This is a genomic window from Spongiimicrobium sp. 3-5 (assembly GCF_046557915.1).
Lineage (GTDB): Bacteria > Bacteroidota > Bacteroidia > Flavobacteriales > Flavobacteriaceae > JBHEBG01.
In genome coordinates this window covers 1,575,196-1,601,386 of the sequence record NZ_JBHEBG010000001.1, presented here as the reverse complement: position 1 = coordinate 1,601,386, position 26,191 = coordinate 1,575,196, and the positions used below count along the sequence as shown (strand labels likewise).

General features: G+C 40.2%; 23 protein-coding genes. 1 reads left to right on the top strand and 22 read right to left on the bottom strand.

Going from position 1 to position 26,191, the window contains the following annotated elements:
* The first annotated feature begins 11 nt into the window (after positions 1-11).
* Positions 12-833, top strand: coding sequence for a mechanosensitive ion channel family protein (locus ACEQ81_RS06835; RefSeq protein ID WP_411030104.1), 822 nt, complete (start codon positions 12-14; stop codon positions 831-833).
* Here ACEQ81_RS06835 and tsaB read toward each other — a convergent pair.
* The 22 genes from tsaB to sprA form a co-directional block, all read right to left on the bottom strand.
* On the bottom strand, positions 830-1,504 hold the full coding sequence (gene tsaB / locus ACEQ81_RS06830; protein WP_411030103.1) for a tRNA (adenosine(37)-N6)-threonylcarbamoyltransferase complex dimerization subunit type 1 TsaB: 675 nt from the start codon (positions 1,502-1,504) through the stop codon (positions 830-832). The two genes, ACEQ81_RS06835 and tsaB, sit on opposite strands and share 4 nt — an antisense overlap.
* A 27-nt stretch (positions 1,505-1,531) precedes the next feature.
* On the bottom strand, positions 1,532-2,872 hold the full coding sequence (locus ACEQ81_RS06825) for a TolC family protein (protein ID WP_411030102.1): 1,341 nt from the start codon (positions 2,870-2,872) through the stop codon (positions 1,532-1,534).
* A gap of 37 nt (positions 2,873-2,909) precedes the next feature.
* A complete protein-coding gene (locus ACEQ81_RS06820) occupies positions 2,910-4,049 on the bottom strand; it encodes an efflux RND transporter periplasmic adaptor subunit (RefSeq protein WP_411030101.1) in 1,140 nt (379 codons plus the stop codon).
* A 33-nt stretch (positions 4,050-4,082) separates the two neighbouring features.
* A complete protein-coding gene (locus tag ACEQ81_RS06815; protein WP_411030377.1) occupies positions 4,083-5,345 on the bottom strand; it encodes an ABC transporter permease in 1,263 nt (420 codons plus the stop codon).
* A gap of 4 nt (positions 5,346-5,349) precedes the next feature.
* Positions 5,350-6,579 (bottom strand): ABC transporter permease, encoded by a 1,230-nt coding sequence (locus ACEQ81_RS06810; protein WP_411030100.1) that lies wholly within the window; start codon positions 6,577-6,579, stop codon positions 5,350-5,352.
* The gene (locus ACEQ81_RS06805; protein WP_411030099.1) at positions 6,572-7,273 is read right to left on the bottom strand and encodes an ABC transporter ATP-binding protein; all 702 of its coding nucleotides are present in this window, start codon (positions 7,271-7,273) and stop codon (positions 6,572-6,574) included. Before ACEQ81_RS06805 ends, ACEQ81_RS06810 begins: the two co-directional genes overlap by 8 nt.
* Positions 7,274-7,369: 96 nt before the next feature.
* Complete coding sequence (locus ACEQ81_RS06800; RefSeq protein WP_411030098.1) at positions 7,370-8,485, bottom strand: efflux RND transporter periplasmic adaptor subunit; 1,116 nt, start codon at positions 8,483-8,485, stop codon at positions 7,370-7,372.
* Positions 8,486-8,546: 61 nt separating this feature from the next.
* Positions 8,547-9,806, bottom strand: coding sequence for an ABC transporter permease (locus tag ACEQ81_RS06795; protein ID WP_411030097.1), 1,260 nt, complete (start codon positions 9,804-9,806; stop codon positions 8,547-8,549).
* Positions 9,807-9,825: 19 nt separating this feature from the next.
* Complete coding sequence (locus ACEQ81_RS06790; RefSeq protein ID WP_411030096.1) at positions 9,826-11,070, bottom strand: ABC transporter permease; 1,245 nt, start codon at positions 11,068-11,070, stop codon at positions 9,826-9,828.
* A 111-nt stretch (positions 11,071-11,181) separates the two neighbouring features.
* Complete coding sequence (locus tag ACEQ81_RS06785) at positions 11,182-11,394, bottom strand: hypothetical protein (RefSeq protein WP_411030095.1); 213 nt, start codon at positions 11,392-11,394, stop codon at positions 11,182-11,184.
* Positions 11,395-11,457: 63 nt separating this feature from the next.
* Entirely contained in the window at positions 11,458-11,991 is a 534-nt protein-coding gene (locus ACEQ81_RS06780) for a DUF420 domain-containing protein (protein ID WP_411030094.1), read from the bottom strand.
* 2 nt (positions 11,992-11,993) lie between these two features.
* Entirely contained in the window at positions 11,994-12,725 is a 732-nt protein-coding gene (locus ACEQ81_RS06775) for an SCO family protein (RefSeq protein WP_411030093.1), read from the bottom strand.
* Positions 12,726-12,728: 3 nt separating this feature from the next.
* Positions 12,729-13,361, bottom strand: coding sequence for a hypothetical protein (locus ACEQ81_RS06770; protein WP_411030092.1), 633 nt, complete (start codon positions 13,359-13,361; stop codon positions 12,729-12,731).
* A gap of 113 nt (positions 13,362-13,474) precedes the next feature.
* Positions 13,475-13,858, bottom strand: coding sequence for a cytochrome C oxidase subunit IV family protein (locus ACEQ81_RS06765; RefSeq protein ID WP_411030091.1), 384 nt, complete (start codon positions 13,856-13,858; stop codon positions 13,475-13,477).
* Between the two features lie 13 nt (positions 13,859-13,871).
* Positions 13,872-14,837, bottom strand: a complete 966-nt coding sequence (locus ACEQ81_RS06760) for a cytochrome c oxidase subunit 3 (RefSeq protein ID WP_411030090.1) — start codon at positions 14,835-14,837, stop codon at positions 13,872-13,874.
* 97 nt (positions 14,838-14,934) lie between these two features.
* A complete protein-coding gene (locus ACEQ81_RS06755) occupies positions 14,935-15,516 on the bottom strand; it encodes a heme-copper oxidase subunit III (protein WP_411030089.1) in 582 nt (193 codons plus the stop codon).
* Positions 15,517-15,520: 4 nt separating this feature from the next.
* Entirely contained in the window at positions 15,521-16,420 is a 900-nt protein-coding gene (gene cyoE / locus ACEQ81_RS06750) for a heme o synthase (RefSeq protein ID WP_411030088.1), read from the bottom strand.
* 100 nt (positions 16,421-16,520) lie between these two features.
* Complete coding sequence (locus ACEQ81_RS06745; protein WP_411030087.1) at positions 16,521-17,321, bottom strand: energy transducer TonB; 801 nt, start codon at positions 17,319-17,321, stop codon at positions 16,521-16,523.
* Between the two features lie 106 nt (positions 17,322-17,427).
* A complete protein-coding gene (locus ACEQ81_RS06740) occupies positions 17,428-18,132 on the bottom strand; it encodes an energy transducer TonB (RefSeq protein ID WP_411030086.1) in 705 nt (234 codons plus the stop codon).
* 53 nt (positions 18,133-18,185) lie between these two features.
* Complete coding sequence (locus ACEQ81_RS06735; protein WP_411030085.1) at positions 18,186-18,590, bottom strand: VanZ family protein; 405 nt, start codon at positions 18,588-18,590, stop codon at positions 18,186-18,188.
* Complete coding sequence (gene gcvH, locus ACEQ81_RS06730) at positions 18,583-18,963, bottom strand: glycine cleavage system protein GcvH (protein WP_411030084.1); 381 nt, start codon at positions 18,961-18,963, stop codon at positions 18,583-18,585. Before gcvH ends, ACEQ81_RS06735 begins: the two co-directional genes overlap by 8 nt.
* 108 nt (positions 18,964-19,071) lie before the next feature.
* Positions 19,072-26,187, bottom strand: coding sequence for a cell surface protein SprA (gene sprA, locus ACEQ81_RS06725; protein ID WP_411030083.1), 7,116 nt, complete (start codon positions 26,185-26,187; stop codon positions 19,072-19,074).
* Positions 26,188-26,191: the final 4 nt, after the last annotated feature.

Below are 26,191 nucleotides of genomic sequence, written 5' to 3'. Positions count from 1 at the left end.
AATTTAAACCAATGGAAAAGTTTATTGATTATCAAAAACATATAGAAAATGCCATAGATTGGGCTTGGAGCGTACTCCCAGATTTAATCATGGCCCTTTTTATTTTAGTTATAGGGTTATGGGTCATTAAATTCCTGAACCGAATGGTCCACAGGTTTTTTGATCGCAAAGACTATGACGAAACTTTAGAGAGTTTTTTGCAAAGTTTCATAAGCATAGGGTTAAAAGCCATACTTTTTGTCTTGGTAGTTACACAATTGGGAGTAAAATCGTCTTCTTTAGTAGCTATTGTAGGGGCTGCCGGATTGGCTATAGGTCTTGCACTACAAGGTTCTTTGGCCAATTTTGCTGGTGGCGTGCTTATCTTGGTCTTTAAACCGTTTAAAATTGGTGATTTCATCTCAGCCCAGGGAGTCGATGGCACTGTAAAGGAAATTACAATTTTTACTACTAAACTAAATACCTTCGGGAACCAGGTTGCGATCCTCCCTAACGGTCAATTATCCAACAACAATATCATCAACTATAATGCGGAGCACACTAGACGCGATAAAATAGACGTGGGCATAGGCTATGGTTCAAACATAAAGACTGCAAAGGATATACTGCTAAAAATATGTGCGGACAACCCCGACATACTAAAAGAACCCATCCCTGAAGTGTATGTAGGTGAGTTAGGGGATAGTTCCGTAAACCTAACCTTACGGTTTTGGGCAAGAAACGAAGTTTTTTGGCCAGCCCATTTCTATGTAATGGAAGAAATAAAATATCGATTTGATGAAGCGGGTATTGAAATTCCTTTCCCACAACGCGTTATACATAATGAGGCTTAGCTTTTCTTCCCCTGAAGCATAAAGTTTTTTAGGTAATAAGGTTCAAAATAAGCCAAATCCTCAAAAGTATTGGATTTGTAGTGTTCATAAGACAGCAGGCACATTTCCTTGGCCGAAGGAAAGGCCAACGTATTGAATACAAAATTAGGATGTTCTAAAATACCCGTGCATTTCTCCGCTCCGCTTCCAATAAGACACACCTTACCCTTTTTCACATATTCTTGAAAGGAAGTTTCATCAATAATCTCTGCCTTAGTTTTCCGTAACTCGATAATTTTGCTATTAAAAACTGCAGCATAGACTTCCATCCTGCGGGCATCCAAAACCGGAATAATGAAATCAACTTTTTGTTTTATGGCTTGATGGGCCAATGCCCGCAAGGTTGCAACGGAAATCAATGGGATATTCAATGAAAAGCAAAGGCCTTTCGCCGCCGAAACCCCAATTCTAAGTCCTGTATAAGAACCAGGGCCCTTGCTTACCGCAATAGCATCCAAATCCTCAAATTTGAGAGAAGCGTCTTCCAATACCTCCTTTATAAAGACATGCAGCAGTTCCGAATGCGAATACCCTTCACTATTGTGCTCTTTTAGGGCGATAAGCTTTCCATCTTTTGCAATACTTACCGAACAATTGGTAGTTGCGGTCTCTAAATTTAATATTATGGCCATAACGGCCACAAATATACTTCACTTCTACTAGTTCAACCTAATAGGAATGCCAAAATAGAATTCTAGAATTTTTAGCCGGAAGATATAGTCGTATTTGGTTCGTACTACTTCGGCTTCGGCATTGTCTACACGTGATTGTGCCTGGCTAAAGTCGAAAGCGTTCATCAATCCCACATTAAAACGTTCTTTGGAATAGTCATAAGCCAATCGTCTTGCCTCCAAGGTCTTCTCTGCAGCGAGGTATGACTTATAAAAACTGGTGACATCTACATATGCCTGATTGATATTGGTTTCCAAATCCAATTTATCTTGCTCTAATTGCAATAGGGCCCTATCCACGTTTATTTTGGCCCTTTTAATATTGTTTCTGGTGCTGAAACCATTAAAAATTGGGACGCTCAGCTGTACGCCATAAGAAATTCCGTCATTTATATAAAGTTGTTCCTTAAACCCTATAAGATCGCCAGTAATGGGGTCTAGGTTCTGATCGGAATAACGTGTGTCGTAATTAAAAAATCCTGAAATAGTAGGATATACGGCACCCTTTGAAATATCCAAGTCTTTCTGGGCCAATTCTACATTAGATTGCGAAAACTTTATATCATTCCTAAAAGTAAGCGCTTTGTCAAAAATTGTTTTAGCAGAATTGTTCAGAATATCCGACGGTGGTATGTCGAATTCTTCTTCAGCAATATCGAAATTCTCATAATCGGTGATCTGTAGCAACTGTGCCAAATTGATCCGGGAAATTAGCACCTGGTTCTCCCCATTAACTATTTGTTGTTCTTGGGTGGCGGCAGTTGCCTCAATTTCTAACTGATCTCCTCGTGGCACTACCCCGGAATCTACCAACTCCTTGGTTCTCTTTAGATCTTGCTCCGTAACCTCATATTGGGCCTTAAAGACTTTAAGCGACTCCTTATTGGAAAGCACTTGCAAATAGGAATTGGCTACCATTAACCGAATATCATCCTTTAAATCGTCTAACCTGTATTGATTGGCTATGGCATTTAGTTTAGCGCGGTTTAATCTATGATAGTTACGTAACCCGTCAAACAACAAGACGTTAGATCTAAGACCCCCGGAAGCCGAAAAAATAGTGGTGGTTACCGGTTCGTTATTGGTAGGGTCAAAAGATAGCCCTGTACTGGCAGAAATACCGGTAGAAGCGTTTAAATCGGGAAGCATTGCCCCTATAGCATCGGACCTATCTATTTTGGCGTTTTCAAGATCAAGCTCAAATTGCTCAATGGAAAGGTTATTTTCTACCGCATAAGTTACACATTCCAAAAGTGTCCATTTTTTCATTTGTGCAGATGCTATTCCTATGGAACAAAGAACTAGTAGTATACTTAACTTAAATTTCATTTGGTGATTCTTTTAATTTATGATCGATGATGTGCTTTTAGCTATCGCTTTCTTCTTTATTATCCTCTTCCTCGCCTTTCTTAATGGGTTCTGTCTTGTTCCAGACCTTAACTTCATCATTTTCCGTAAGCCCGGTCAAAATCTCTACATTCACCCCATCGGAAATCCCTGTTTCCACGTCTTTTCGTTCAAACTTTTGGTCTCCTACGGACAATTCAACAAAGGGTTCGTCCGTTTTCTTATCAAACTGCAACAAAGCTTCAGGAATTACCAGGGCGCTATCCTTACTTTCCAGGACCAAAGAGGCATTGGCACTGTATCCTGCGCGTATTAAAAAATCGTCCTCCACGGTAACATCTCCTTCTATCTTAAACTGTACGGCACCGGATTCTTCTATTCCTTTGGGTGCTATAAACTTAAGTTTTGCTTCAAAAGTTTTCTTTTCGATGGCGCCAAGGCTTATTTCTAAAGGCATACCCAGTTCTAATTTACCTACTTCGCCTTCGTCTACCTTGCCTTCAAAAATCATTTTGCCCAAATCTGCAATTGCCGCTATGGTCGTGCCATCGTTAAAGTTATTGCTCTGAATTACCTGGTCTCCCTCTTTTACGGGAATTTCTAGAATGGTACCCGATACCGTGGCTCTAATATTGGTATTCGCTGTTGCAGAACCTCCGGCAGAACCAACTCTTATTATCTGATAATCGGCTTTGGCGTTTTGCAATTCCTGCTCCGCCTGATCATATTGTAGCTTAAGGTTGTTGAAATCTTGACTAGATATTACGCCTTTGTCAAAAAGCGCTTTATTACGATTAAATTCTATTCTGGTATTGTTAAGGGCTATCTCCGCATTGCGTACACGTCCTCTGGCTTGGTTTAAGGATTGTTCGTTGGGTACTACCTTTATTACGGCGATGAGATCGCCCGCTTTTACCTGCATGCCTTCCTCCAAATAAATTTTATCGATAATACCGGAAATCTGTGGTTTAATGTTTACCTCATCTTCAGGAACTACTTTGCCGGTAGCCACGGTCTTTTTTTCTATACTGGAAATAAAAGGTTTTTGTGTCTCGTATTCCACAGCGGATTTGCTATTGGATTTCACAAAAAAGGCAGCTGCCCACAAAGCGCCCAAAACCAGCACGCCAATACCCACATATTTTAATATTTTCTTCATTATTACTTTTATTTAATTCTATTATGGTCCTTTCTATTCCTCTCTTAAGGCATCTATTGGTCTTATACTAACTGCACGCTGGGCAGGAATTAGACCTATTAACGTTCCCAATATTACCATAAGGGCCAAAGCACCCAGCACATAGGGTATGGGTACCGTTGGATTGGTATACGGGAAATCAATATCTTGGGTAAACCTATTGATCAAACTTAATACACCCGCCCCAAGAATAACCCCAACTACGCCCGCTATCATTGTTAAAAAAACGGATTCCAGGATTATCTGCGATCGTACCTCCCTAGGGGTAGCGCCCAAGGCCCGGCGTATCCCCAACTCTTTGGTACGTTCTTTCACGGATATCAAAAGAATATTTCCAATACCGATGATGCCGGCCAAAATAGTTGCAATGCCCACTACCAAGGACAAGAAGGTTATTCCTTTTGAAAAGCCCATGACCTTGTTGAAGATTTCTCCCAAATTGAAAGATCCAAAGGCCCGTTCGTCTTCTGGATGCACCCGATGAATGTTTTTTAAAACCGCCTTCACATCTTCCTCTACCTTCATAACATCTGCATCGTCATATGCAGCCAAGGAAAACCACCCAACATCTTCACCGGTATTGTACAATTTTTTATAGGTTGAAAAGGGAATGAATATATCTCCATCGGTTTCAAAGCCGCCGCCAGGCACAAATTTATGCACGCCAACCACCTGAAAATTTACATTATCAACCTTTACATAGGCGCCTATAGGGCTCTCATCCTTTTCGAACAATTCCTTCTCCGTGCGCTCTCCGATAACACATACTTTTCTGGCCTGCTCTATATCTTCCTTATTTATAAACCTTCCGTTGTCATAAATCTTCTTGGTAGCTATCTTGGTATATTCTGGGAAATCGCCATAAACGGTATAGCTGCTAGATTTTTGACCTCTTCCCACAATGGCCGGTTCCGAACCAAAAAAGCCTCTTACGTTTCTTGGCGCCACATATTGGATTTCTGGTATTCTATTTTTTAACACACTTGCATCTGCCAATTTTAACTGTAATTGCCTTCCTGTCTTAAAACCTTCATAAGGCATACTTGTATTCTGGGCCCAAGCAAAGAGGCTGTTCATGGCAACGGTCTCAAACTGTTGTTCAAACCCATTATCCATGCCTTTTGCGGCCCCTGAAAGGGCTATGTAAATAAATATGCCCCATAGTACCCCGATTACGGTAATCATGGTTCTGATCTTGTTCTTGCTTATAGAACCATAAATTTCTTGCCACGTATTTCTGTCTAGTATAAATCGTATCATATCATTCGTCTCTAAGGGCCACTATGGGTTTGATCATTGCCGCACGTCTTGCCGGAATATAGCCTGCTATAGCTCCGAAGATTACAAGAATAAGGGTAGCTACTAAGGCCAGGTTTATATCTATATAGGGATTGGTAATGAAAAAATCCTTTAATTTTTCGCCTAGTGAACTTAATATGCCAACTCCGATTATCATGCCCACAAACCCGGAGATTGTGGTAATAAAAACAGACTCTAGTAAGATTGTGCTGATCACGGATTTGGGTGTTGCACCCAACGCCTTTCTGATACCCAATTCTTTGGTACGCTCCTTTACCACAAAAACCATAATATTGCTAATCCCAATGATACCTGCTATTATGGTACCAAAGGCCACAAAGGCTACAATAATCTGGAGCACACGTGCAAACTGCTGGTTCTGCTTTAACTGATCGGCTACATTGCGTATAAAAATGCCATTCTGGTCTTCTGGACTTATGTACTTTTTTGTCTTAAAATATTTTTCCAAGCTTTTTTCAAAAGCCATGGCCCCTACATAACCAATTTCGGGCTTAAACCCAACGATAATCATGTCTACCTTATCCGTATTTTTCTCAATTAGTTGCCTAGTGGTATAGGGAATGTAAATAAACCGCTCTTCATTGTCACCGCCATCATCCTGAAAAACACCAATTATCTTAAACACACTTCCGCCTATATCGATGTATTTACCCAAGGCATTTTTTTGTCCAAAAAGATCTTGTTCTACCAGTCTACCGATTACTGCATATTTCGTTCGGTTCTGAATATCCTCAGCGTTAAGATACCTGCCTTTCATCATAATGGTCTTCTCGGCAAATAAATGGGCCGGGCCAACAGCCCTTGTGGTATATTCGTTGGATTCTTCCTTATACCTTACCAGCGCGTTCCGGGTAATTCTGGGTGTGGTATACTCCAAGAACATTTCGAAGTTTTTGTCAATTTCGGCTAAGTCCCCATTTTCAAACTCTATTTGTCTGTTAGATTTATAGCCTTTATAGGGTATGGTTGTTCTTCCGGGAAAAAAATAGAATACATTGGTGGCATCGTCCTTAAAAAACTCGTCAAAGGTATTTATAAGACCATTTCCCAGACCAAAAAGGGCCACGAATATAAGAATGCCCAAAGCCACCGTAAAGCCAGATAAGAACGTCCTTAGTTTGTTCTTTTGGATGGTTTCAAAAATTTCTTTCCAGGTGTCCCTGCTAAACATACTCCGATGCCCTTACTTGTTTTACTTTTTTGTCCTCCACAATGATCCCATCTTTAAGGTATACGATACGCTTGCACATATGTGCAATATCTTCTTCGTGGGTTACCACCAAAATTGTATTCCCCTTATCGTTAATTTTTTGCAGCAAATCCATAACCTCGTACGAGGTAGTACTGTCCAAAGCTCCCGTGGGTTCATCCGCTAAAAGCACTTTAGGCTCCGCGGCCATGGCCCTGGCTATGGCAACACGTTGTTTTTGTCCTCCGGAAAGTTCGCTTGGTAAATGAGATGCCCATTCCTTTAGTCCTACCTGATCCAAATATTTCAGTGCTTTATCTTGGCGTTCTTTTCTTGGCATCCTCTGATAATATAACGGAAGGGCCACATTCTCCATGGCGCTTTTATAGTTTATAAGGTTAAAGGATTGAAACACAAATCCCAAAAACTTGTTGCGGTATTTGGCAGCTTTGGTCTCATTTAGGTCCTTTATAACCACTCCGTCTAAATTGTATTGTCCTTCATCTGCCACATCTAACATCCCAAGAATATTGAGAAGTGTGGACTTTCCCGAACCAGAAGAGCCCATAATCGCCACCAGTTCGCCTTCTTCAACACTAAAATTAATTCCTTTAAGTACATGAAGGGAATTACTTCCCATTTTATAGGATTTATGAAGATCTTTTATTTCAATCATGGTGAGTTGTATTAACTATTAGGAGGTAAACCCGGTAATAAGACTGGAATAGTGTTAAAAAGTTACAAGATTAGACCCAATTTTTTTTTAATAATGTTAGTTTTGAGCAAATTCGTCCGGTTTCACTTCGTTCCAGACTTTTACTTTGTTTTTTTCGTCGATTCCAGATTTTATTTCAACGTAGATTCCATCACTTATACCCAGTTCAATATCTTTTCGTTCAAATTGTTGGTCGCCGGTCTCTACTTCCACGAAGGGCTTTTTTGTTTTGTCATCGAATTGTATTAAAGCTTCCTTAACGGCAAGTACACTATCTGCACGATCTAAAATAATGGAGGCATTGGCACTTAAACCTGCACGTATAAAAACCGAATCTTTTTTCTTCAGTGTTCCTTTAATTTCAAATTGGATAGCACCGTTTTCTTCATTTCCTTTAGGGGCGATATAATCCAAAACCGCATCAAATACTATATCTTCCAAAGCGCCGACAGTAATTTCCAAAGGTAATTCCTCGGAGATCTTACCCACCTCGGATTCATCAACTTTACCTTCAAAAATCATTTTGTTTACATCTGCAATGGCCGCTATGGTGGTACCTTCGTTAAAATTATTGCTTTCTATAACCTGGTTTCCAACTTCAACAGGAACTTCTAGGACCATTCCGCTTACCGTAGATCTTATCAAGGTATTTGCAGCGTTGCCATATCCTTTGGCCGTACCTGTCTTTACAATGTCGTATCGTTTGTTAGCAGCTCCGTACGATTGCTTAGCCTGATCAAAGGCTACTTGAGCCCTCTCCAGATCTACCCTAGAAATTACTCCCTTATCGAACAATCCTTTCTGGCGATTTAGATTTCGTTGCTGATCGTCCAATGCAATTTTGGACTCATCTATACCATTTCTAGCATCGTTTAAGGCATTTAGGTTTGGTACGACCTTAATTTTTGCAATAAGGTCGCCACTTTTTATTTGATCGCCTCCTTCTACGTATACTTCTTCGATTACACCAGAAATATTAGGTTTAATAAGTACTTCTTCCAAAGGGAGAATACTGCCTGTGGCCACCGTCTTTTTTATAATGGTCTGTTTTGTGGGTTGTTCCGTTTCATAGACCACTGGGTCTTCCGCATTTTTCTGATATAGATAGTACATAGACCCTCCAAAAGCCGCAACAATGAAAAGCAGAATGACTATAGTGATTGTTTTTTTCATGGTTTTAAAAATTTATATTTATTTGATTGATGATTTTCATTTTGAACTTGTGCTGAGTTTTTCACTCAGTTCTCAGGGCATCTATAGGTCTTACCTTTATGGCACTCTGCGCCGGGATAAAACCAGCGAACAGGCCAGATATTATGAGCACTATCAATGCTCCCACCACAACGCCCAAGCTTACACTAGGGTTTACGAACATGTCAACGGGTCCATTCGCTTCCAAAAGGGCATTAATACCATATATAAATAAGGAACCAAAGATTATCCCGGCCATACCAGAGATAATTGTTAAGAAAATAGACTCCATTAAAATCTGTAGTTTAATAGACCACGGATGTTCTCCCAATGCCCTACGAATACCTATTTCCTTAGTACGCTCCTTTACTACGATAAGCATAATATTACTGACCCCAATGATGCCCGATAGCAGTACCAAAATACCTACGAAATATGCAATTAAGCGCATGGCTCCAAAGAGACTCTCTACCCTGTTATACTGTTCATGAAGATCAAAATGGCCTACGGCCCGGTTATCTTCTGGATGAATTTTGTGTTTTTCTTTCACAACCTCCATAATTTTTTCCTTCACACTGGTAATAGAGGTTCCATCATATGCGGTTATGGCCATCCATCCTACATCATTTCCAGTATTGAACGCCTGCGAAAATGATGTAAAGGGAACAAAGATCTGATTCTGCGCCTCCTCGCCATCGCCATCGTTGGACTTCTTTTTATACGTGCCTACCACCATAAAGTTTACCCCTTGTATTTTAATATAGGTTCCCAAGGCTTCTTCACCCTTTTCGTACAAATCGCTTTTCACTCCCTCGCCTATAATCGCAATTTTCCTTTTTTCCCTTATATCGGAATGGTTCAGAAATCGGCCAGAAGTAATCGTCATGGGCTCTTGGTTAATAATCTCCGGGTAGTCCCCATAAACGTTAAATGCCCCAGTGTTTATTCCTCTTACCACATTGTTGGCCCCTCTAAATCCTCCTAATTGATTTCTTGGGGATATAAATCGAAGGTTTGGCACCTTATCTTGGATAGACTGTACATCATCGATCTTAAAATCGTAATCTCTTCCTTTGGGTAGGCCTTTATAGGGTTTGGTTGTGTCTCTAGACCACATGAACATAGTATTGGTAGCGGTATCCCCAAAGTCTAATTTTATACCATTTTCCAAGCCTTTACCGGCGGCTAAAAGTATAATCAGGATAAGTATACCCCAAAACACCCCGAAAGCGGTAAGCACTGTCCTAAACCAGTTACTGGTAAGTACTTCTAAAATTTCTTTCCAACGATCCCTATTGAACATGGTGTTCTATTGTCATTTATTATTCATCTCGCAATGCCTCAATTACCTGTACTCTGGCCGCTCGCCATGCAGGAAAAAAACCTGCCATCGCTCCCGCCACTATTAGCAAGATAACGGTAGAGAGTGCTACTGTAAAATTTACCGAAGGGTTAACAATGTAATCTACCTCTACATTGGGTCCTACAAGTTCTAAGAGTCCCATACTAAAAATAAGCCCGGTAAAACCGGATATTGCGGTCACAAAAATTGATTCGTGCAAAATCATCCCTATAATAGACCATGGTTTTGCCCCCATAGCTTTTCTAATACCAATTTCCCTCGTTCTTTCCTTAACCACTATGAGCATAATATTACTTACGCTTACAACACCGGCAATAATAGTGCAGATGCCTACAAACCAAAAGAAAAATTTAATGTTGCCCGTGAGTCCATAATAGCGTTTGGCTTCTTCAAGGGTATTAAAGGTATTTACAGCACTTGGGTCGTCTGGTGCAACGGTATGGGCTTCCTGCAGATAGGATTTAAGACCAGCGGTAAATTTAACGGATTCGGCCACTGCTTCCTCAAATGTAGCGGCGGGCTGTAAGGTGTAGGACAAGTTGTTAACCTTGTCCGAGCCGTTAAAAACCCGTTGGGCAGTGGTAATGGGGATATAGATACGATCTTCTTCCCGTTCTCCTCCCGGATCTCCATATACCCCAACAATCTTAAACTTAATGCCGCTTATGTCTAAATATTCCTCCAAGGGATTCTCATCCCCAAAGTACTCTCTTTTTATCTTATTGCTGATTATCACTATCTTGGCAACCTTCTCTTCATCTAGCTCATTGATAAAACGCCCTTGGGACATGTAGTCGTTTTCTATGAACTGATACCCGGGGGATACACCTTGCACCGGATACCCTATAGATTCTCCCTTATAGGATACAAAAACATCGCGGATCCTGAAAACCGCTGATTTCTTGTCTAAATCATCGGCAAATCTTGTAGTTACGTACTGGTGATTCTCATTTCTGAGTTGTATTCTGCGTCCCGGATTAAGTCCTTTATGTTCCTTGGTAGTTACTCGTGTCCAAACCCATACCCGATTACTGGCATCTGCGGAAAATTCCTTTTCAATACCATTTTGCATCCCTTGTCCGAAACCCAATAAGATTACCAATATAAAAATTCCGGAAGCAACAGAAAGGCCTGTAAGGAAAGTACGTAACTTATTTTTACGGATGGTATCAAAAATCTCCTGCCATCTCTCAATATCGAACATAGGAATAGTTTTGGCTCAAAAAAACTAGCAACACTAAATGTATTACAATAAGACAAGCAGGAAAAGATATTGTTACAGTAAAAAACCAAAAAAAATGTTAAAACTGAGCGGTTAAGCCTTCATTTTCTTATAAATAAAATAGAATAGGCCAGCGATTAAAACGTAGGGGATAGCCATTAAATATACAATACCGTTATTGACTCCTTCCGCTGCCGAGCGATTTTCTTCGCTTTCCAATACGGCACGGCACATAGCGCACTGGGCCTCGGAGAATTGAGGTAGGAATAGCATTAATAAAAAAATAATCACTGTAGCTCGCTTCATACACTATTACTTAAGAAATGTTTCAAAACTACATTTGTTTTGCATCGTGGGTTGCCTCTAAGATTAACCCTGATAATAGGGTGATATCATCATATACACAACAACACCGGTAATCGCCACATAAAGCCAGATAGGGAAGGTTATCTTTGCCAATTTCTTATGGCTTTCATATTTTCCCAGATACGCTCTGGCATATGTCCTTAGTACTAAAGGTATTACAATAATCGATAGCAAAATATGCGAAATCAAGATAAAATAATAGACATACTTAATTGCACCTTCCCCGCCATATGCCGTTGACTCGGAAGTCATATGATATGCGATGTACATAATCAGGAACAATACGGACAGGCCGATGCACGTGGTCATTATTTTTTGGTGCAGTTTTCTCTTACCGTTCTTAATGGCAAATACCGCGGCTATCAGCAAAATAGCGGTAAGTCCGTTTACCGAAGCATAGATAGGTGGCAAAAAACCAAGACGTTCCACGTTGGGTATTTTAACCCCAAAGAGAATTGCCACAACCAACGGAACAATTATTGAGACCGCAGTAATTAGTTTATTGAATTTTTTCTCTTGTACCGATACTGTGTCCATCACTATTCCTCCAACAGTTTTTTAATGTCTTCGAGCAAAATATCTATTTGCTGTTTTTCACCCTCTTCGTTTTCCCCTTGCTCTCTAGTAATGGTACCCCTATAATAAATGATAGGATTGCCAAACTTATCTACCCTAGATCGGATGAAGCCATTTTTGTCTACAAGTGCAAACATTCCGGAATGTTCAAAACCACCGGGAGCGCTGGGCACTTCATTCGCAAAAATATAAAATCCGGTATTGGCAAGGTCGTAAATTGTTTCCTGTTCGCCCGTCATTAAATGCCAATCCAAATTGGTAATACCATAATGCTCCGCATATTCTTTAAGTACCCTGGGCGTATCATATCGGGGATTTATGGTAAAGGAGGCTATTCCAAAGTTTTCGTAATCCTTAAGCTCATTCTGTATTTCCACAAGGTTCTTGGTCATAATGGGGCAAATGGTAGGACAACTTGTAAAGAAGAACTCTACTATGTAAACCTTACCCTTGTAGTCTCTATTTGAAATGACGAGACTGTCCTGATTTATGAACTCAAAAGAAGGAACCTTTCGTTTGTGTCCTTTTTCGTTTATAATAAAAGCCAAGCCTTCACTATTATCCATAACGTTCATACGATCGTGCTCTACCACGGTGCCCGTTTTTACCCTGTCTACTATTTTAGGTATAAATATGATTCCGAAAATTAAGATAACCAGAGAGACCCAGACATATGTGTATTGATTTTTCTTCATCTTTTACTTATCTCTATTGGCATTGTTCTTTTTTAAGGCCATCCTATATTCTGCCAAAATTATTTTCACATCGTCCTCCATCTTGTTATTCAATTCGGCTACGGAAGTGGTATTAAAACCATACTTGGTTCCAATATCCTCATCATCTGTTCTTCCTCTAAGGTTTTTGTCCTTATCAACAATAAAGACGTATGGGGTACCCATGTGCCGATCTAAGGTTAAATCCGTTTTAAGTGTACTGAACAGCTCGTTTATTTCGTCTTCCTCGGCGAAAACAAATTTCCACCCCCTTATGTCGGTCAAACTACTCAACTCTTTTTTAAGGGTTGCCACTTTTTCTTCTGTACCTTTTGGTTGCACCATTACCAATTGAAAATCATGAAACTCAAAAAAGCGTTTGTAGATTTTTTGATTTAGATTAAAGGCATTTCCTTTTTTCAGTTCCAAATCGCGGCCCAAAAATCCTAAAATGGTGATTTTGTCCTTCAATGTAACCTCACTATCCAAGAAGCTGACATCTTTTATGGTGTTTGTAAGTACGGGTAATTTACCAAAATTGTTTACCCCGGAAGCAAAAAAGAGATAGGCCACTATGGGCAGTATAAACAACACTACTAAAACAAAGCCTTTTTTCAACTTGTAGCTGCTTAAATTAATTTTTTTTAATCCTATGGAAATAGGAAAAATAAGTACATACAAAAATAAAAAAGACGGTTGTTATACCGTCTTTTCTTTCTGTTAATAATACGTTAGAAGTCCCATGCCACAAATCCATCCTTATATATATTGTAAATATAATCTGCTTCAAAAAGCAGTATAAAGATAAGATATGCAACAAGGAAAATAGGTGTCCATACGATAGCACGTCTTAAGGCACTTTTTTCATCGCGAAGGTGCATAAAATCCCATGCTATGTAATAGGCTTTTACCAATGTTAATATGATGAATATCCAATTTAATAATTTCATCCCTAGGAAATAGGAATCTGTAAGTGCTACTGGTTTTGTTATACCCAGACCAACCTCTACTGCTGTAACCAGGGTTAAGAAAATAAGTACTCCCCAAATTTTTTGGGTATTGGACTTAAATTTTAAAAGTCCCCTAAATATTTCTAATTTATGTTCGTGCGCCATTGATTATTATTTTTTATACCAAATAGAAGAATGTAAATACAAAAACCCATACCAAATCTACAAAGTGCCAGTACAGTCCAACCTTTTCCACCATTTCATAATGGCCCCTTCTTTCGTAGGTTCCTAAAATAACATTAAAGAAAATGATAAGGTTTATTACAACACCGGAGAAAACGTGAAAACCGTGAAAACCTGTTATAAAGAAAAAGAAATCTGCAAATAGGCGGCTGCCGTACTCGTTATGTATTAAATTGGCGCCTTCCACTACTTGGGTTGCACTTTTGATCTTTTTCAGTGATTCTTCCCGGGTCAAAAGTGTCTTTTCACCATTTTCAGCTATGGTCTCGGTCCTTATAAGAATATTGGGATTAGCCTTAAGACCTTCTGTAACTTCTTTAACGGTATATGAGGGAAGTGCGGTCTCTTCATAGAACCAAACTCCGTTTTTGCGTTCGTGTCCAACACGTTCGTCGGCGATCGTCTTAGAAAAATCACTCAATGCCGCCCGCTCTCCGGTATCGGCTTTGACAAACTGAAGTATTCTACCTCCCTTGGTTTCCACAGCACCGTAATCACCACTAATAAAAGTAGCCCATTCCCAAGCCTGGGAGCCAACAAAGATTGCACCACCTATAATGGTAGCGAACATATACCAAATAACACTGGTCTTTTTCATTCTATGCCCAGCATCCACGGCGAGTACCATGGTAACAGAGGAAAGAATAAGAATAAATGTCATGAATGCCACATAGTACATGGGGTAATTTCCATGAAAAAAGGGAACGTGGGTAAATACCTCATCGGCTATAGGCCAAGTTTCAATGAATTTGAATCTTGAGAACCCGTATGAGGCCAAAAATCCGGAAAAAGTTAAAGCATCCGAAACAAGGAAAAACCACATCATCAATTTCCCGTAACTTGCTCCAAGGGGTCGGTTACCACCTCCCCAAACGTTTTCTTCAGTTACCGTTGTATCCATATATATACTATAGCGTTAATAAAATTTTCACAAATTTACATTTTTTTCGTCTATACAAAAGCGGAAATCATGTTCAAAAGGAACTTAATTTTCATTTTTATTTAACAAAGAACATAAACACAATTAAATATACCCATAAAAGGTCTAAAAAGTGCCAAAAAGTGGCACCCAATTCCAATCCTAACATTTCCTGGGCTGAATATTTTTTTTTGTATTGATTATAGAGAACGACCAACAGCGAAATTATACCTGCAACAACATGTGCAATATGGACCATGGCAATCAGAAAGATATATGACATTTTTACATTGCTGGTAGGGCCTGTAAAATAATATCCTTGGGCCACCATTTGAGAAAACCCGTTGAATTGGAGTATTATAAAGGTAATTCCCAAACCTAGGGTTATTAGCAACCAGTTTGTACATTGTTTGCTATTACCTTGCTTTGTTGCCCTTTTGGCCAAATAATAGGTAATACTACTTAAAATGATGACCACTGTGCTGATGAAAAAGGAAGGTGGTAATTGCAGTTCTTTTATCCAGTCTTCCCTACTACTACTTACAATATAGGCGCTGGTCCATCCGGCAAATCCCATTAGTAAACTCACAATACCGAACCAGAGCATCATTTTCTTGGCCCTGTCGTTCTTCTGCTTCTGTGTACCCTGTGTTAAATCCATCCTATTATAGAAATCTATCTACTACGTAAACTATCTGCATTAAAGTAATATAGCTTACACTAATTAACATTAAGTTTTTGGCGGAACGGTTATCGCGTTTTTCATACAATCGAAATGCAAAGATCAACATGGTCATCCCCATAAGAAAGATGATTATTGCCGCCGCTACGGAAAGTTCTAGTCTACCTGTTATCCCAAATACCGGAATTACCGAAATTACGATCATCCAAATGGTATACATAATTATTTGTAGTGCTGTTCCTTTATCTTTCTTACCAGTAGGCAGCATTTTAAATCCGCCTTTTTTGTAGTCGTCATCCAACATCCAGCCCAAGGCCCAAAAATGAGGGAACTGCCAAAAAAACTGTATCATAAAAAGCGTTCCTGGTTCTATGCCAAAATCGTTGGTGGCCGCTACCCATCCCAACATAAAAGGTATTGCTCCTGGAAAAGCTCCTACAAAAACCGCCAAAGGTGTCCTGGTCTTCAGTGGGGTATAAACGCTGGTATACAAAAAAATGGAAATTGCCCCGAACATGGCCGTTTTAGGATTTAGGATATAGAGTGATATTACGCCAAGAACGGTTAACGAAATGGCAATGGCCATTGCCGTCCTTACAGACATCCTACCTGCAGGTATGGGCCTATTTTTGGTGCGATCCATTAACGCATCCAAATCTTTTTCTATTACCTGATTGTATGCATTGGACGCGCCAACCATACAATACCCACCAAAACCAAGTAAAAGGAGTGATAATACATTTATTTCAGAAGCACCCAGAAAGTATCCAGCAATAGAGGAAAAAACTACGCTGACCGCAAGTCTTACTTTTGTAATTTCCTTAAAATCTGAAAAGGCCAGTGCCCAAGAGGTACTTTTTGCCGTGCTAACCGCAGTCTTCATCAATGCGTTTTAATAGGGGGCAAAGATAAGACCCATTTGTACCTTTTGCAATGTTATTTGGAGGTTTGTGCATCCTTGGGCCTTGTAGGTGCTAAACTTCCTAATTTAATTGAAATACTATAGGGATGGCGTAGGGTACTTTTACCGAGCGGCCATTATGTTTGGCGGGTACCATTTGAGGTAATTTTTTAATGATCCGTTCCGCCTCAATCTCCAAACCTTTGGATGGTCCGCTCATTCTAACCTCGGAAATTGTTCCATCAGCATCAATTTTAAAAAGCACATTTACCCTACCATGTATACCAAGCTCCTTTTCTGCCTTAGGATACCGAAAATTACGTTTTATATGTTTCTGAATTTTTTTCTGAAAACAGGCCAAACGATCCGAGTTGGCCACTTTTTCGCAACCTGGGAAAATGGGCAGCTCTTGTACTACCGTTATTGGTACCTCCGGGATTTCCTCAATTTCCTTTTCATAAGCGATAGAATCCAGAGAAATTTCCCCTGTTCCTTCTTCTGGCTTGGAAATAAACTCTGTTCCGGCTTCAATTTCATGGTCATTGGAAACTTCTTTAAAAGAACTGCTGGTATTTTTCTTGGGTTTTTTAAGTTCGGAAAGTGGCTTTTCAACGATTATGGTATTGGCATCCAAGGCAAATACAGGAGCATAATCTTCAATGATAGTTGGTTCACTATTTTGTTCACCAAAGGTCTTAAATGAGGCTTCTAGACCAAAATATACCAGTAACATCGCTATAATTAAACCGATCTGAAAATGAAAGAAACTGTTTTTCCTAAGGTTGATGTGTTGCTTCCCTGTTTTACGGACGCGCTTTTCTTCGGTATTTTCAGTTTCGTATTTGTACTGAAAGATTTGCTCTTCTGTGTTTTGTGGTTTCATAATAGTGCCTTTTTAATTGTTACTATTATGTTAAAACACAAGAAGCATACCAAAAAAAAGACCCGAGCCAAGGCTCAGGTCATATACTATTATTAAGGAAAATACCCTACTGTAGTTTAAAGGTAATGGGGATACTAAATGGAACCCTTACGGCTCTTCCCCTCTGCTTACCAGGAGTCATTTTTGGAAGCTTGGATATAATCCTGGCTGCTTCTTTTTCCAAATTTTTATCTGGCCCTCTCATTCTAACATTACCGATACTTCCATCTTTTTGAATGGTGAAGATTACGTTAACCCTTCCTTGAACTCCCATTTCTTGGGCAATCTCTGGATAACGGAAATTTTTACGGATATGCTTTTGCATCATTTCATTAAAACATGCTCTTTTATCGCTTTTCTTTTCGCACCCTGGGAAAACCGGTACATCTTCGATAACTGCAAAAGGAACATCAACATCTTCAAAATCTTCTTCTACCTCTACGTCATCAACTTCTATCACTTCTTCTTCCTGACTTGTCTCCGTAGATTCTATCACCGTTTCTTCCACTTCTTCCTCATCTTCCACAACTTCGATAACTTCTGGTGCAGCAGGTGGCGGTGGTGGTGGTGGTGTTTTAATCTGCTCCGTCATTGGAACTTCTTCATCCAATTCGTCCTCAACATTCAATGAAAAGTCATAATTACTATCGTCCTCGTAGGTTTTCCATTCCAAGGCTCGCCAAGTAATAAGCATAACTACGGCCAACCCTATTACGAAATACATGCCGCTATTTCTTGTTAAATCAGCTTTTGGATTCTTTTTTGGTTCCATAATAATTCATTTTAGTATTTGCTAATTTAATTATTTATTTAGTAAATAAGCAATTAATTTTTCCATTTTAACCGCCTTTTCTTATAAAAGACCCATTTTATTAAGATACCCCCTACCAATGCTCCTGCGCTATTGGCCAAAAAATCCCAAATATCCCCACTTCTTTCGGTAGTGATGGTATGCTGTAATACCTCAAGAATCATACCATAAACAATGGCAAAAACCGTCATTGAAAGTATCGCTTTTACTAATCCTATTCTGTGGTTGGCAATTTCACGAAGAAAAAAACATCCCAGGATTACCATCATAAAGTAAAAACCAAAGTGGACCAACTTATCTATATTGGGAATTCTAACTCCCAAATCTATGGTGTCTTCCGGAAAAGAAAATAAGCTGAGCAGTGTAATGAACACCATCCAGCTTATAAAACCAATTGTGTATACATGCTTTTTAAGCACCTATCAAGGTCTTGTAATCCGTATCGCCAAGTAAGTTTTCCAACTCGGCAGGGTCACTGATTTTGAGTTTTATCATCCATCCTTCATTGTAAGGATCGGAATTCACCTTTTCCGGTTCATCTTCCAAGGCTTCATTAAATTCTATAATTTCACCGCTAAGGGGAAGTATTAAATCTGAGACCGTCTTTACGGCCTCCACGGTGCCAAAAATTTCGTCCTTATCCAAAGTTTCGTCCAAGGTTTCCACTTCTACATATACGATATCTCCCAATTCTCCTTGGGCAAAATCTGTAATTCCTATGGTGGCAATATCGCCATCTACCCTCACCCATTCATGATCCTTGGTATATTTTAGCTCTGCTGGTATATTCATTTCTTTATTTGTTAGGGAAACAAATGTAAAAGATTTAATAAGGTATTCAAAAAAGTAATAGGGAATATTATCAAATAATAAAGAACCTATTTGACAATCGCGGCAATTTTAATTCCCGAAATTATACCTCAGGGTAAAACCGGTATTTATTGTGGTTTGAGGGAATGCCGTGGATACTGCAAACTGTGAGAATGAGTGATCATAAAAAAACAGTGCGTTCAGGTTTTTGTTCAGGGCATAATCCGCAGTAAATTTGATGGATAAGAGGTTTTGACCCGAGGTAATCTGGTTATTGTCTATATCCAGATTCCTAATAATGGTTATGTTATCTCTCAGTGTAATGTCGGCTTTTAGGTTTAAATCTCCTTTTAAGCGTGTTTTTTCACCTCCGATATTGGTTACAAATTTTACGTCCTTAAAGCGATACCCAAGTCCCAAGGTATATTCCTTGCCATTGATCTCGGTTAAGAGGTTATTGTCAAAGCTCAATGAAAGCGCCCTGTCCGTGCGTACCTCGGCCAATATGCTAAGCGAGTTCTTCATCTCAAAATCAACACGCATCAAAGGATTAAACTGATCTGTAAGTACTACATTGTTTATAATAATATCTGGTAGAAGATTACCGGTTTCAGGATCTATGCTGGTATTCTGGCGTTCCAGATTGGTCTGGAAAGAGTTTATGCTGTAGGCCGCCCTATATCCATGGCTAAGTGAAAAGCGCTTAAACTTCTTTTTAAACCATTTGTTGCGCATTAGGCCCGTGTATTTAAGATTCCAGTTAGGAATAGGTATGTCCCTAAAGGCGTCTAAATTAACACGATCTACATTCTGACCCGTGTATGCAGCAAAAAAAGCTGGCAACAGCACGTCTTGACTGGTCTTACCATACCTTTCGGGAAAACCATCGGCATCTATAGCACCTGTACTTTGATTTCTATCCGCAACAATTCTATTGGCAATAACGATCCTATTTTGCTTGAAGGTTTCAAAACTCTCAGAATCAAATTCATCACTTTTTGTAAAAGCCGTACCTATCATAACTGTAGAAATGCTAAAATTACCAAAGGTATTGGGCGTTTGTGGAATGTACTCGCCATCAGTTATACTAAAATTCTCTTGTCGACTGGTAGAAAACTGTCTGTCCGCTACCAAATCGATCGTTAGATCCCGTATGGGCTGAGCCGTAGCTGTAATGTTCAATTGACGGTTGGTGCGTTTTATAAACTGCTCGTTGAATTCTGGAAAAACTGTAAGCCATCCATTCCGTGCGGCTTCGAAGCGAATGTCTGATTGGCTACCAAAGACAAAGCCCAAAGTAGGCCTTGTTGTGCCTATGAACCCAACTGTTTGCGTGTAACCCGGAAGTACGGTTCCATTACTTTCATTATAATTAACGTTAAGGCGCTTCACCATAGTAAGGATATCAATGGCCGTGTTGTAAAGTCCTCCTTTTTTCTTTGTGGAAGAAGCATCATCGGCGGTATTTCCGGCCTTGTCCCTCCTAGCATTTGCATTATTTTGTCCTTTACCCCCTTTTTTAGTGAGTCCTATGTAATCATAAAGGCGTTGCATGGAAAATGCCGTCGTTAAATTATGGGTGTTGGCATTTTGAACGGTACTCAGGGAAACATTTTCCTGACCGGGCGTTTCCCTAACCACTTCATTTAGGGCATCACCGGCCCGTTGCCAATCAAAATTACTTGTATAGGTGTACTGTGCGTTGATAAACTCCAGGAAGGGTATTTTGTTGAGTGGCAATTCATAGTTCAATTGCATCTGTTGCGCGTGGCGGTTTGGTTCCCCCACATCAAAGAAACCGTCCCAAAGATTCAAGCTTTGGTCAATTAATGAGTTAGGATTGCCTTCCTCCTCAAAATAGTTCCTTACAATATTATTGTTGGATGCCGTAAGGTTTAATCTCAATGATTTTGTAAGACTATAGTTAAGGGCATATTGCCAATTAAACATGTAATTTCTTTGTTGTAACAAAGGCAATTCCAAACGTTCTACCCCTGGTTCCAATACATCCCTAAACCTTTGTTGATTAAAGGCCCTGTTGATATTAGAGTTTACCGAAACGCTTGTGGGCAGTAGATTTAGGTTTAAATCTTTCAGCCATTTCCAGTACTTTCCTGTAAACAAGGAATCTTTTTTGGCGAAGGGTGCTACTTCAACAGGTTTAAAGTTATGATTGTAAACAAAGCCAGTAGCCACATTTTGATCTCGTAGACTGGCTATTTCAAAATCGCGGTGATCGGTTTCGTTATAGGAATAGTTAAAGGTAAAGTTTTCTATGTCGTAGAAGTTTGCCTCTGCTTCTTCGCTCCTATTTTTTCGTACCCCGATTAGGTTAATACTTGTTCTCTTGGTGTAGTCCTCTGCCTGTTGCTTAATTTCTTCCGCATCCTCCGCTGTTTCCGCCGCTGCTATACGATCATCCAATTTAAGATCATCATAAACGGGGTCAAACTCGGGCGTAATCAACTGTTCGGAAATACCATAATTGAACGGAATTTGTAAGCCCCATTTTTTTGGCAACAACTGGCCAACATTTACATTGGTGACCACATCATAGGAGATGGCGTCTTCTCGTAAACGTTCATTGGGCATTTGATCAATTGCACCAAAGCCCGATTTACTGGTGCTACCGGTTGCCGTAACATTGGCAAAATCGGCTATATTGGCATCAACAGCAGCTACTGCGGCCCAACCTCCATTATTATCTAGCCCTGCTAAACGCAATTCGTTAAACCATATTTCTCCACGTGCTGGTAGGTTATCTATATTTTTAACACCGACCATCATACTTCTTATACTCCCTAGAGAGGGATTTCCCCTGATACCAATCCTTAATCTTCCCAAGGTTCTTGGGGCAAATTCATCTACCGGAACCACTTCACCATCAATAACTTCGTAAAAGTTGATATCATCCAAGGTCTGCTCGGCAATACCTAAGGATTTTATTTTATTTAAATCGCTTAGTGCGATATCTATTTCGTTTCCTTCTGGCCAAATATCCTCTGGGCTTGCAGCTCCAAAGGAGGTAAACTGTAAGGGCAGTTCTATTTGATAGAAATTCTGAGAGAAATCGGTACCGATACGTAAAAAACCAACCAGTGGGGTATCGTCGTCGGCATAATCCGAATCCACAATTTTTTCGGCATGCATAAACATTTTAATACGTTCGTACTGCCTAACGTCTATGTTTACATTTTTAAATACTCCACGAGAATCTTGCGCTTCCAAGTTTTCCACTTTTAGCGAGAGCGACTGCTCGTTTTGTCGGATTATGGTGTTGTTATTGTTTAATTGTTCCCTGATTACGCCAGGTGGAAGTGCATAAGGAATGGGAGTTCTATTTTCATTCTCCAAGATATTCACTGCGTTTACATCCAAGGTAGTGGCATCATCTGCCGGATCGTCTTCATCTGCCTGCAAGGTTCGGGTATAGGTACGCCAGTCGCCTCTAACAAGATCCAAGGTTGCAAATCGTAACACTACGTCATCCTGAAAACCGGTAAGGTACATTCTCATAAAACTAATGGACCTAAAATCGGTAATTCCACCAATAGCGTTGGTAAAGTCGTTCAATGGTATTTTGTACTGTATCCATCTCCTGTTTAGTTGGTCCCCGTTTTCCAATTGTGGGGTAAGCCCTTCCCTTATGTCCGTTACGTATTGGTCGTCTATGTTGGTATTGGGTTTAATGGTTATACGATATTCGTAATAACTGTTTACCGTATTCATGGTAAGGTCTCTGTCTACATCCTCTACATCGGGTAAAGTGGTAGATCCTCTATTGGTATTGGTAACCGCCACTGGGGAATTGCCCTGAGGGTTATTGAAATCTAAATACCTTTCCAAGATACCTCCTTCTCTATTGAGGTAATATTGGTAGTTGTCCAAAGCGGGGTCTTCTCCTCCGTTGTTTGTATAAATGGTAGCTTCTACAGTGTCGTCCTCGCCATCAAATCCCAGATCCTGAAGGCCTCTATTGGTTTCATCGGCATCAAAGGCATAAACTAAGGATTGGGTAGCAGGTACTTTACCCCAAACAGTAGTGGTGGTAAGGTCATTGCTATTTACCCCGGGTAAACCGTTTTCGTATTGTTTTCTACCATCTTTTAGCACATCTTCCGATATATTTCCCAGATTGATCACCAATTCCCCTGTTCCATTGCCTATACCATCCACATAAGGGTCTAGCACCCAAAACTGAACGAACTCTACATTGGATTGCTCAAAATTGGTGCTGCTCAAAGAGCGCATAATACCGGCCCACTTTTCGTTAGGTTGTTCGGCAGGAAAATTAGGATTATTGTTATAGGGTCCTTTTTGATTAGGGTAGTAGGCCAAATCCAACGAATTTTGTACCGTAGTCTGACCTTGGGCGATGTCTGCCTGGGGAAAGACCTCATCTATAAATATTCTCCTAGTTTCGTTAGTAGAAATATCGTTATCGCTAATTCCGGAAGGACGTTGATTGGTGTAAAAAATTGGATCGATGGTATACCACGCCATTTTTGCCCTTTCGAAACCAGTTTCCAGATCATTTTTACCTGAGGCAAATTCTTCGGGAACACTGGCCAATGTCCATCCTAAAGACGATCGGATATCTATAAGTGCCTGGGCACCTTCAAAATCATCAACGTAGGTTGTGGTTTCTCCTTGAAAATCTGCGTTTTTTGGTGAATTTGGTTTTAAAAATGCTACTTCGCCACGCACGGAGATGTTAGAGGGGACGTCTGTATCTATGTTGGGCAGTTTATTTACCAATCTTGTTAGGAAAGGCACTTCTGTTGAGAAATTTCCATTAAGTCCAAATATGGTATTGTTGACCGGCTCTACACCAAAGTTGGATTTTTGCGTTAGCGGGCGTTCGTTCAAATTTAGGAAGGTACCTCCCAAGACAAAATTTTCGCTGACCTGATGCTCTACATTTATTCCGGTAAAACGTCTTGTCTGTTGTCCGAAAACGGCATTGTTCTCTACTGAAATATTGATAGGTGTATCCGATGCCTCCAAACTTGGGTCCAAAATTTGTACGGTACCGGCCTGGTAGTTTACCGTATAATCTATTCCCTCCTGAAGTTGTCTACCTCCTGCAGTAACCCGCACAGATCCTCTTGGCACATTAAAAGCGCCGATGGGAATACCATTACTACCCTCGGATTTGTACCTACCTTTTAGCAAGAATCTATTTTTCTCCGCATCTTGCAGGGAAGAAGCCTTGGTGTTGGCATACATATTCCTGAAAACATATTTTTGCTGGTTCTCGTTATATCCTTGGTCATTGTCCACATCATAGGTTCCTCCTCCCAATTGTTCAAAAAGGAATTCACCGAAAGGTTCAACTTTGGTAAATATGATTCTTCCCGATTGGGTATCTACCGTAATTCCCGGAACAAAATCAAAGAAGCCATCCCCTCCGGGCTGTACATCGTTATATACGTTAAGGCGATCTAGATTAAAAACATCCAATAAAATGCGTTCCTCCAGCGGTTTGGCCCCTCCGGGAGGCGGGGGGAAGTCTACAACTGGGGTAATATAGTTTCTAGGTGTTGGATCTGAATAAAGGATATTAAGTTTAAAATCGTCCTGACTCAATTGAAAAGCACCCGTAGAATAGATGTTTTTCATCATCAAATCCCATATGGGGTCAGTAACATTGGTAATATTGCTCTTTAAAAGTTTTAAGACCAGCGTATTGTTATTGATGGGGTTAAATGCCCCCGGCGTTACCGTGGTGGCATCTACACCGCCATTGGCAAATTCACCCACTTGATATACTTCTCCGTTGAAAGTATACTGAAAAGCAACCGCCAAAACCTCATCATTGCTTAGCCGTTGATTTAAAGAAACATAACCCAATTGTGAATTGAAATCGTAATCCCTACCCTGATCCAATTTTCTGGCATTTTCCAGTATGGCATAGTCAAATCCCTGATTCACAAGATAGCCAGGAATGTTGAAGCCAGCTTCTACGGTGGCTATGTCGCGTATGGACTGTGTTAGTGCTCCGGTACCAATAAGCGCCGGGTCATAATCGTTGGCATTGTTTCTTGGTAAATTTCCAGCGGTGCTTATATTAAAGAAACCGGCAGGGTCCCCGTTTAATTGGCCTATCCTGGTTTGATCTGGATCGGACTCACCTAAATCCTGGATAGCTACCACATTTCTTACGTTTAAGGTTTGCTGGCTCCTATTGGTTACCCATACTTCTAACCTGGTGATTTGAACCTGACTCCTAATAAACGGATAGTTTGCGAGAGCATCATCATACTGATCCCTAAAAAACTGGGCCAAGAAAAAATGCTTGTCCTCATCATAATCTAGCGCCGTAAGTTCAAAATCGCTAAGTGTTCCACCTCCTTGGGCCACTACGGTATTGTTCTGTGAACGTTGCTCGGAAAAAACCGCCGTTACCGTAGTTTTCCCGAATTGCAGCTGTGTTTTTATACCAAAAAGGCTTTGAGCCCCTGTAATCAGAGAACTATTTAGGGGCATATTTACATTACCTACCTCTATCTTTCTGATGATATCGTCCTCGGTAGGTGTATAATCTAATTTTACAAGGTTCTGAAAATCGAAAGTTGCCTCAGTATCATAATTGGCGGTGACCTGAAGGCGTTCACCAATTTTACCCAACATACTTAGACTGATACGTTGATCAAAATCGAAGGACAGGTTGGTGCGGTTTCTTGGTGATAGGGCGGGGTTGTCGTTTTTCTGCCAAATGACCCCTAAATCAATGGCTACGGATCCCTGTGGGATTACTTCAATCGTATTGCCTCCAAAAACAGATTCGAAAAAGCTGCTGTTTACATAGAAATTGGGCAGTAAATTTTTCCGTGCCTCTTCGCTCCCCTCTTTTTTACCCGAGAACGCATCTATTTTTTCCTTAAAATAAGATTTCATCCCCTCTTTGCGCGCCAGTTCGCGGTACTGCACCGGGGTAAGTATTATAGGGTAGCTGATATCAAAATCACCAACGCTTTCTGAATAGATATATCGGTCTAGTTGGGGGTCGTAGGTATATTTGGAAGTTATGCTGGCCGGGGTTTCCAAGACTAGTTTTCCCAAGGCAAATCCGGTCTTAACGGAATCTACCTCCTGCTCATTGGTTTCTTGCGCCAGTAATGTGCCACTAGTTCCAAGAAAAATAATGGATAGGAAAAAAAGCTTAAATAATGATTTAAGAAATAGTTTTGCCCCTGTTTTCAAATTT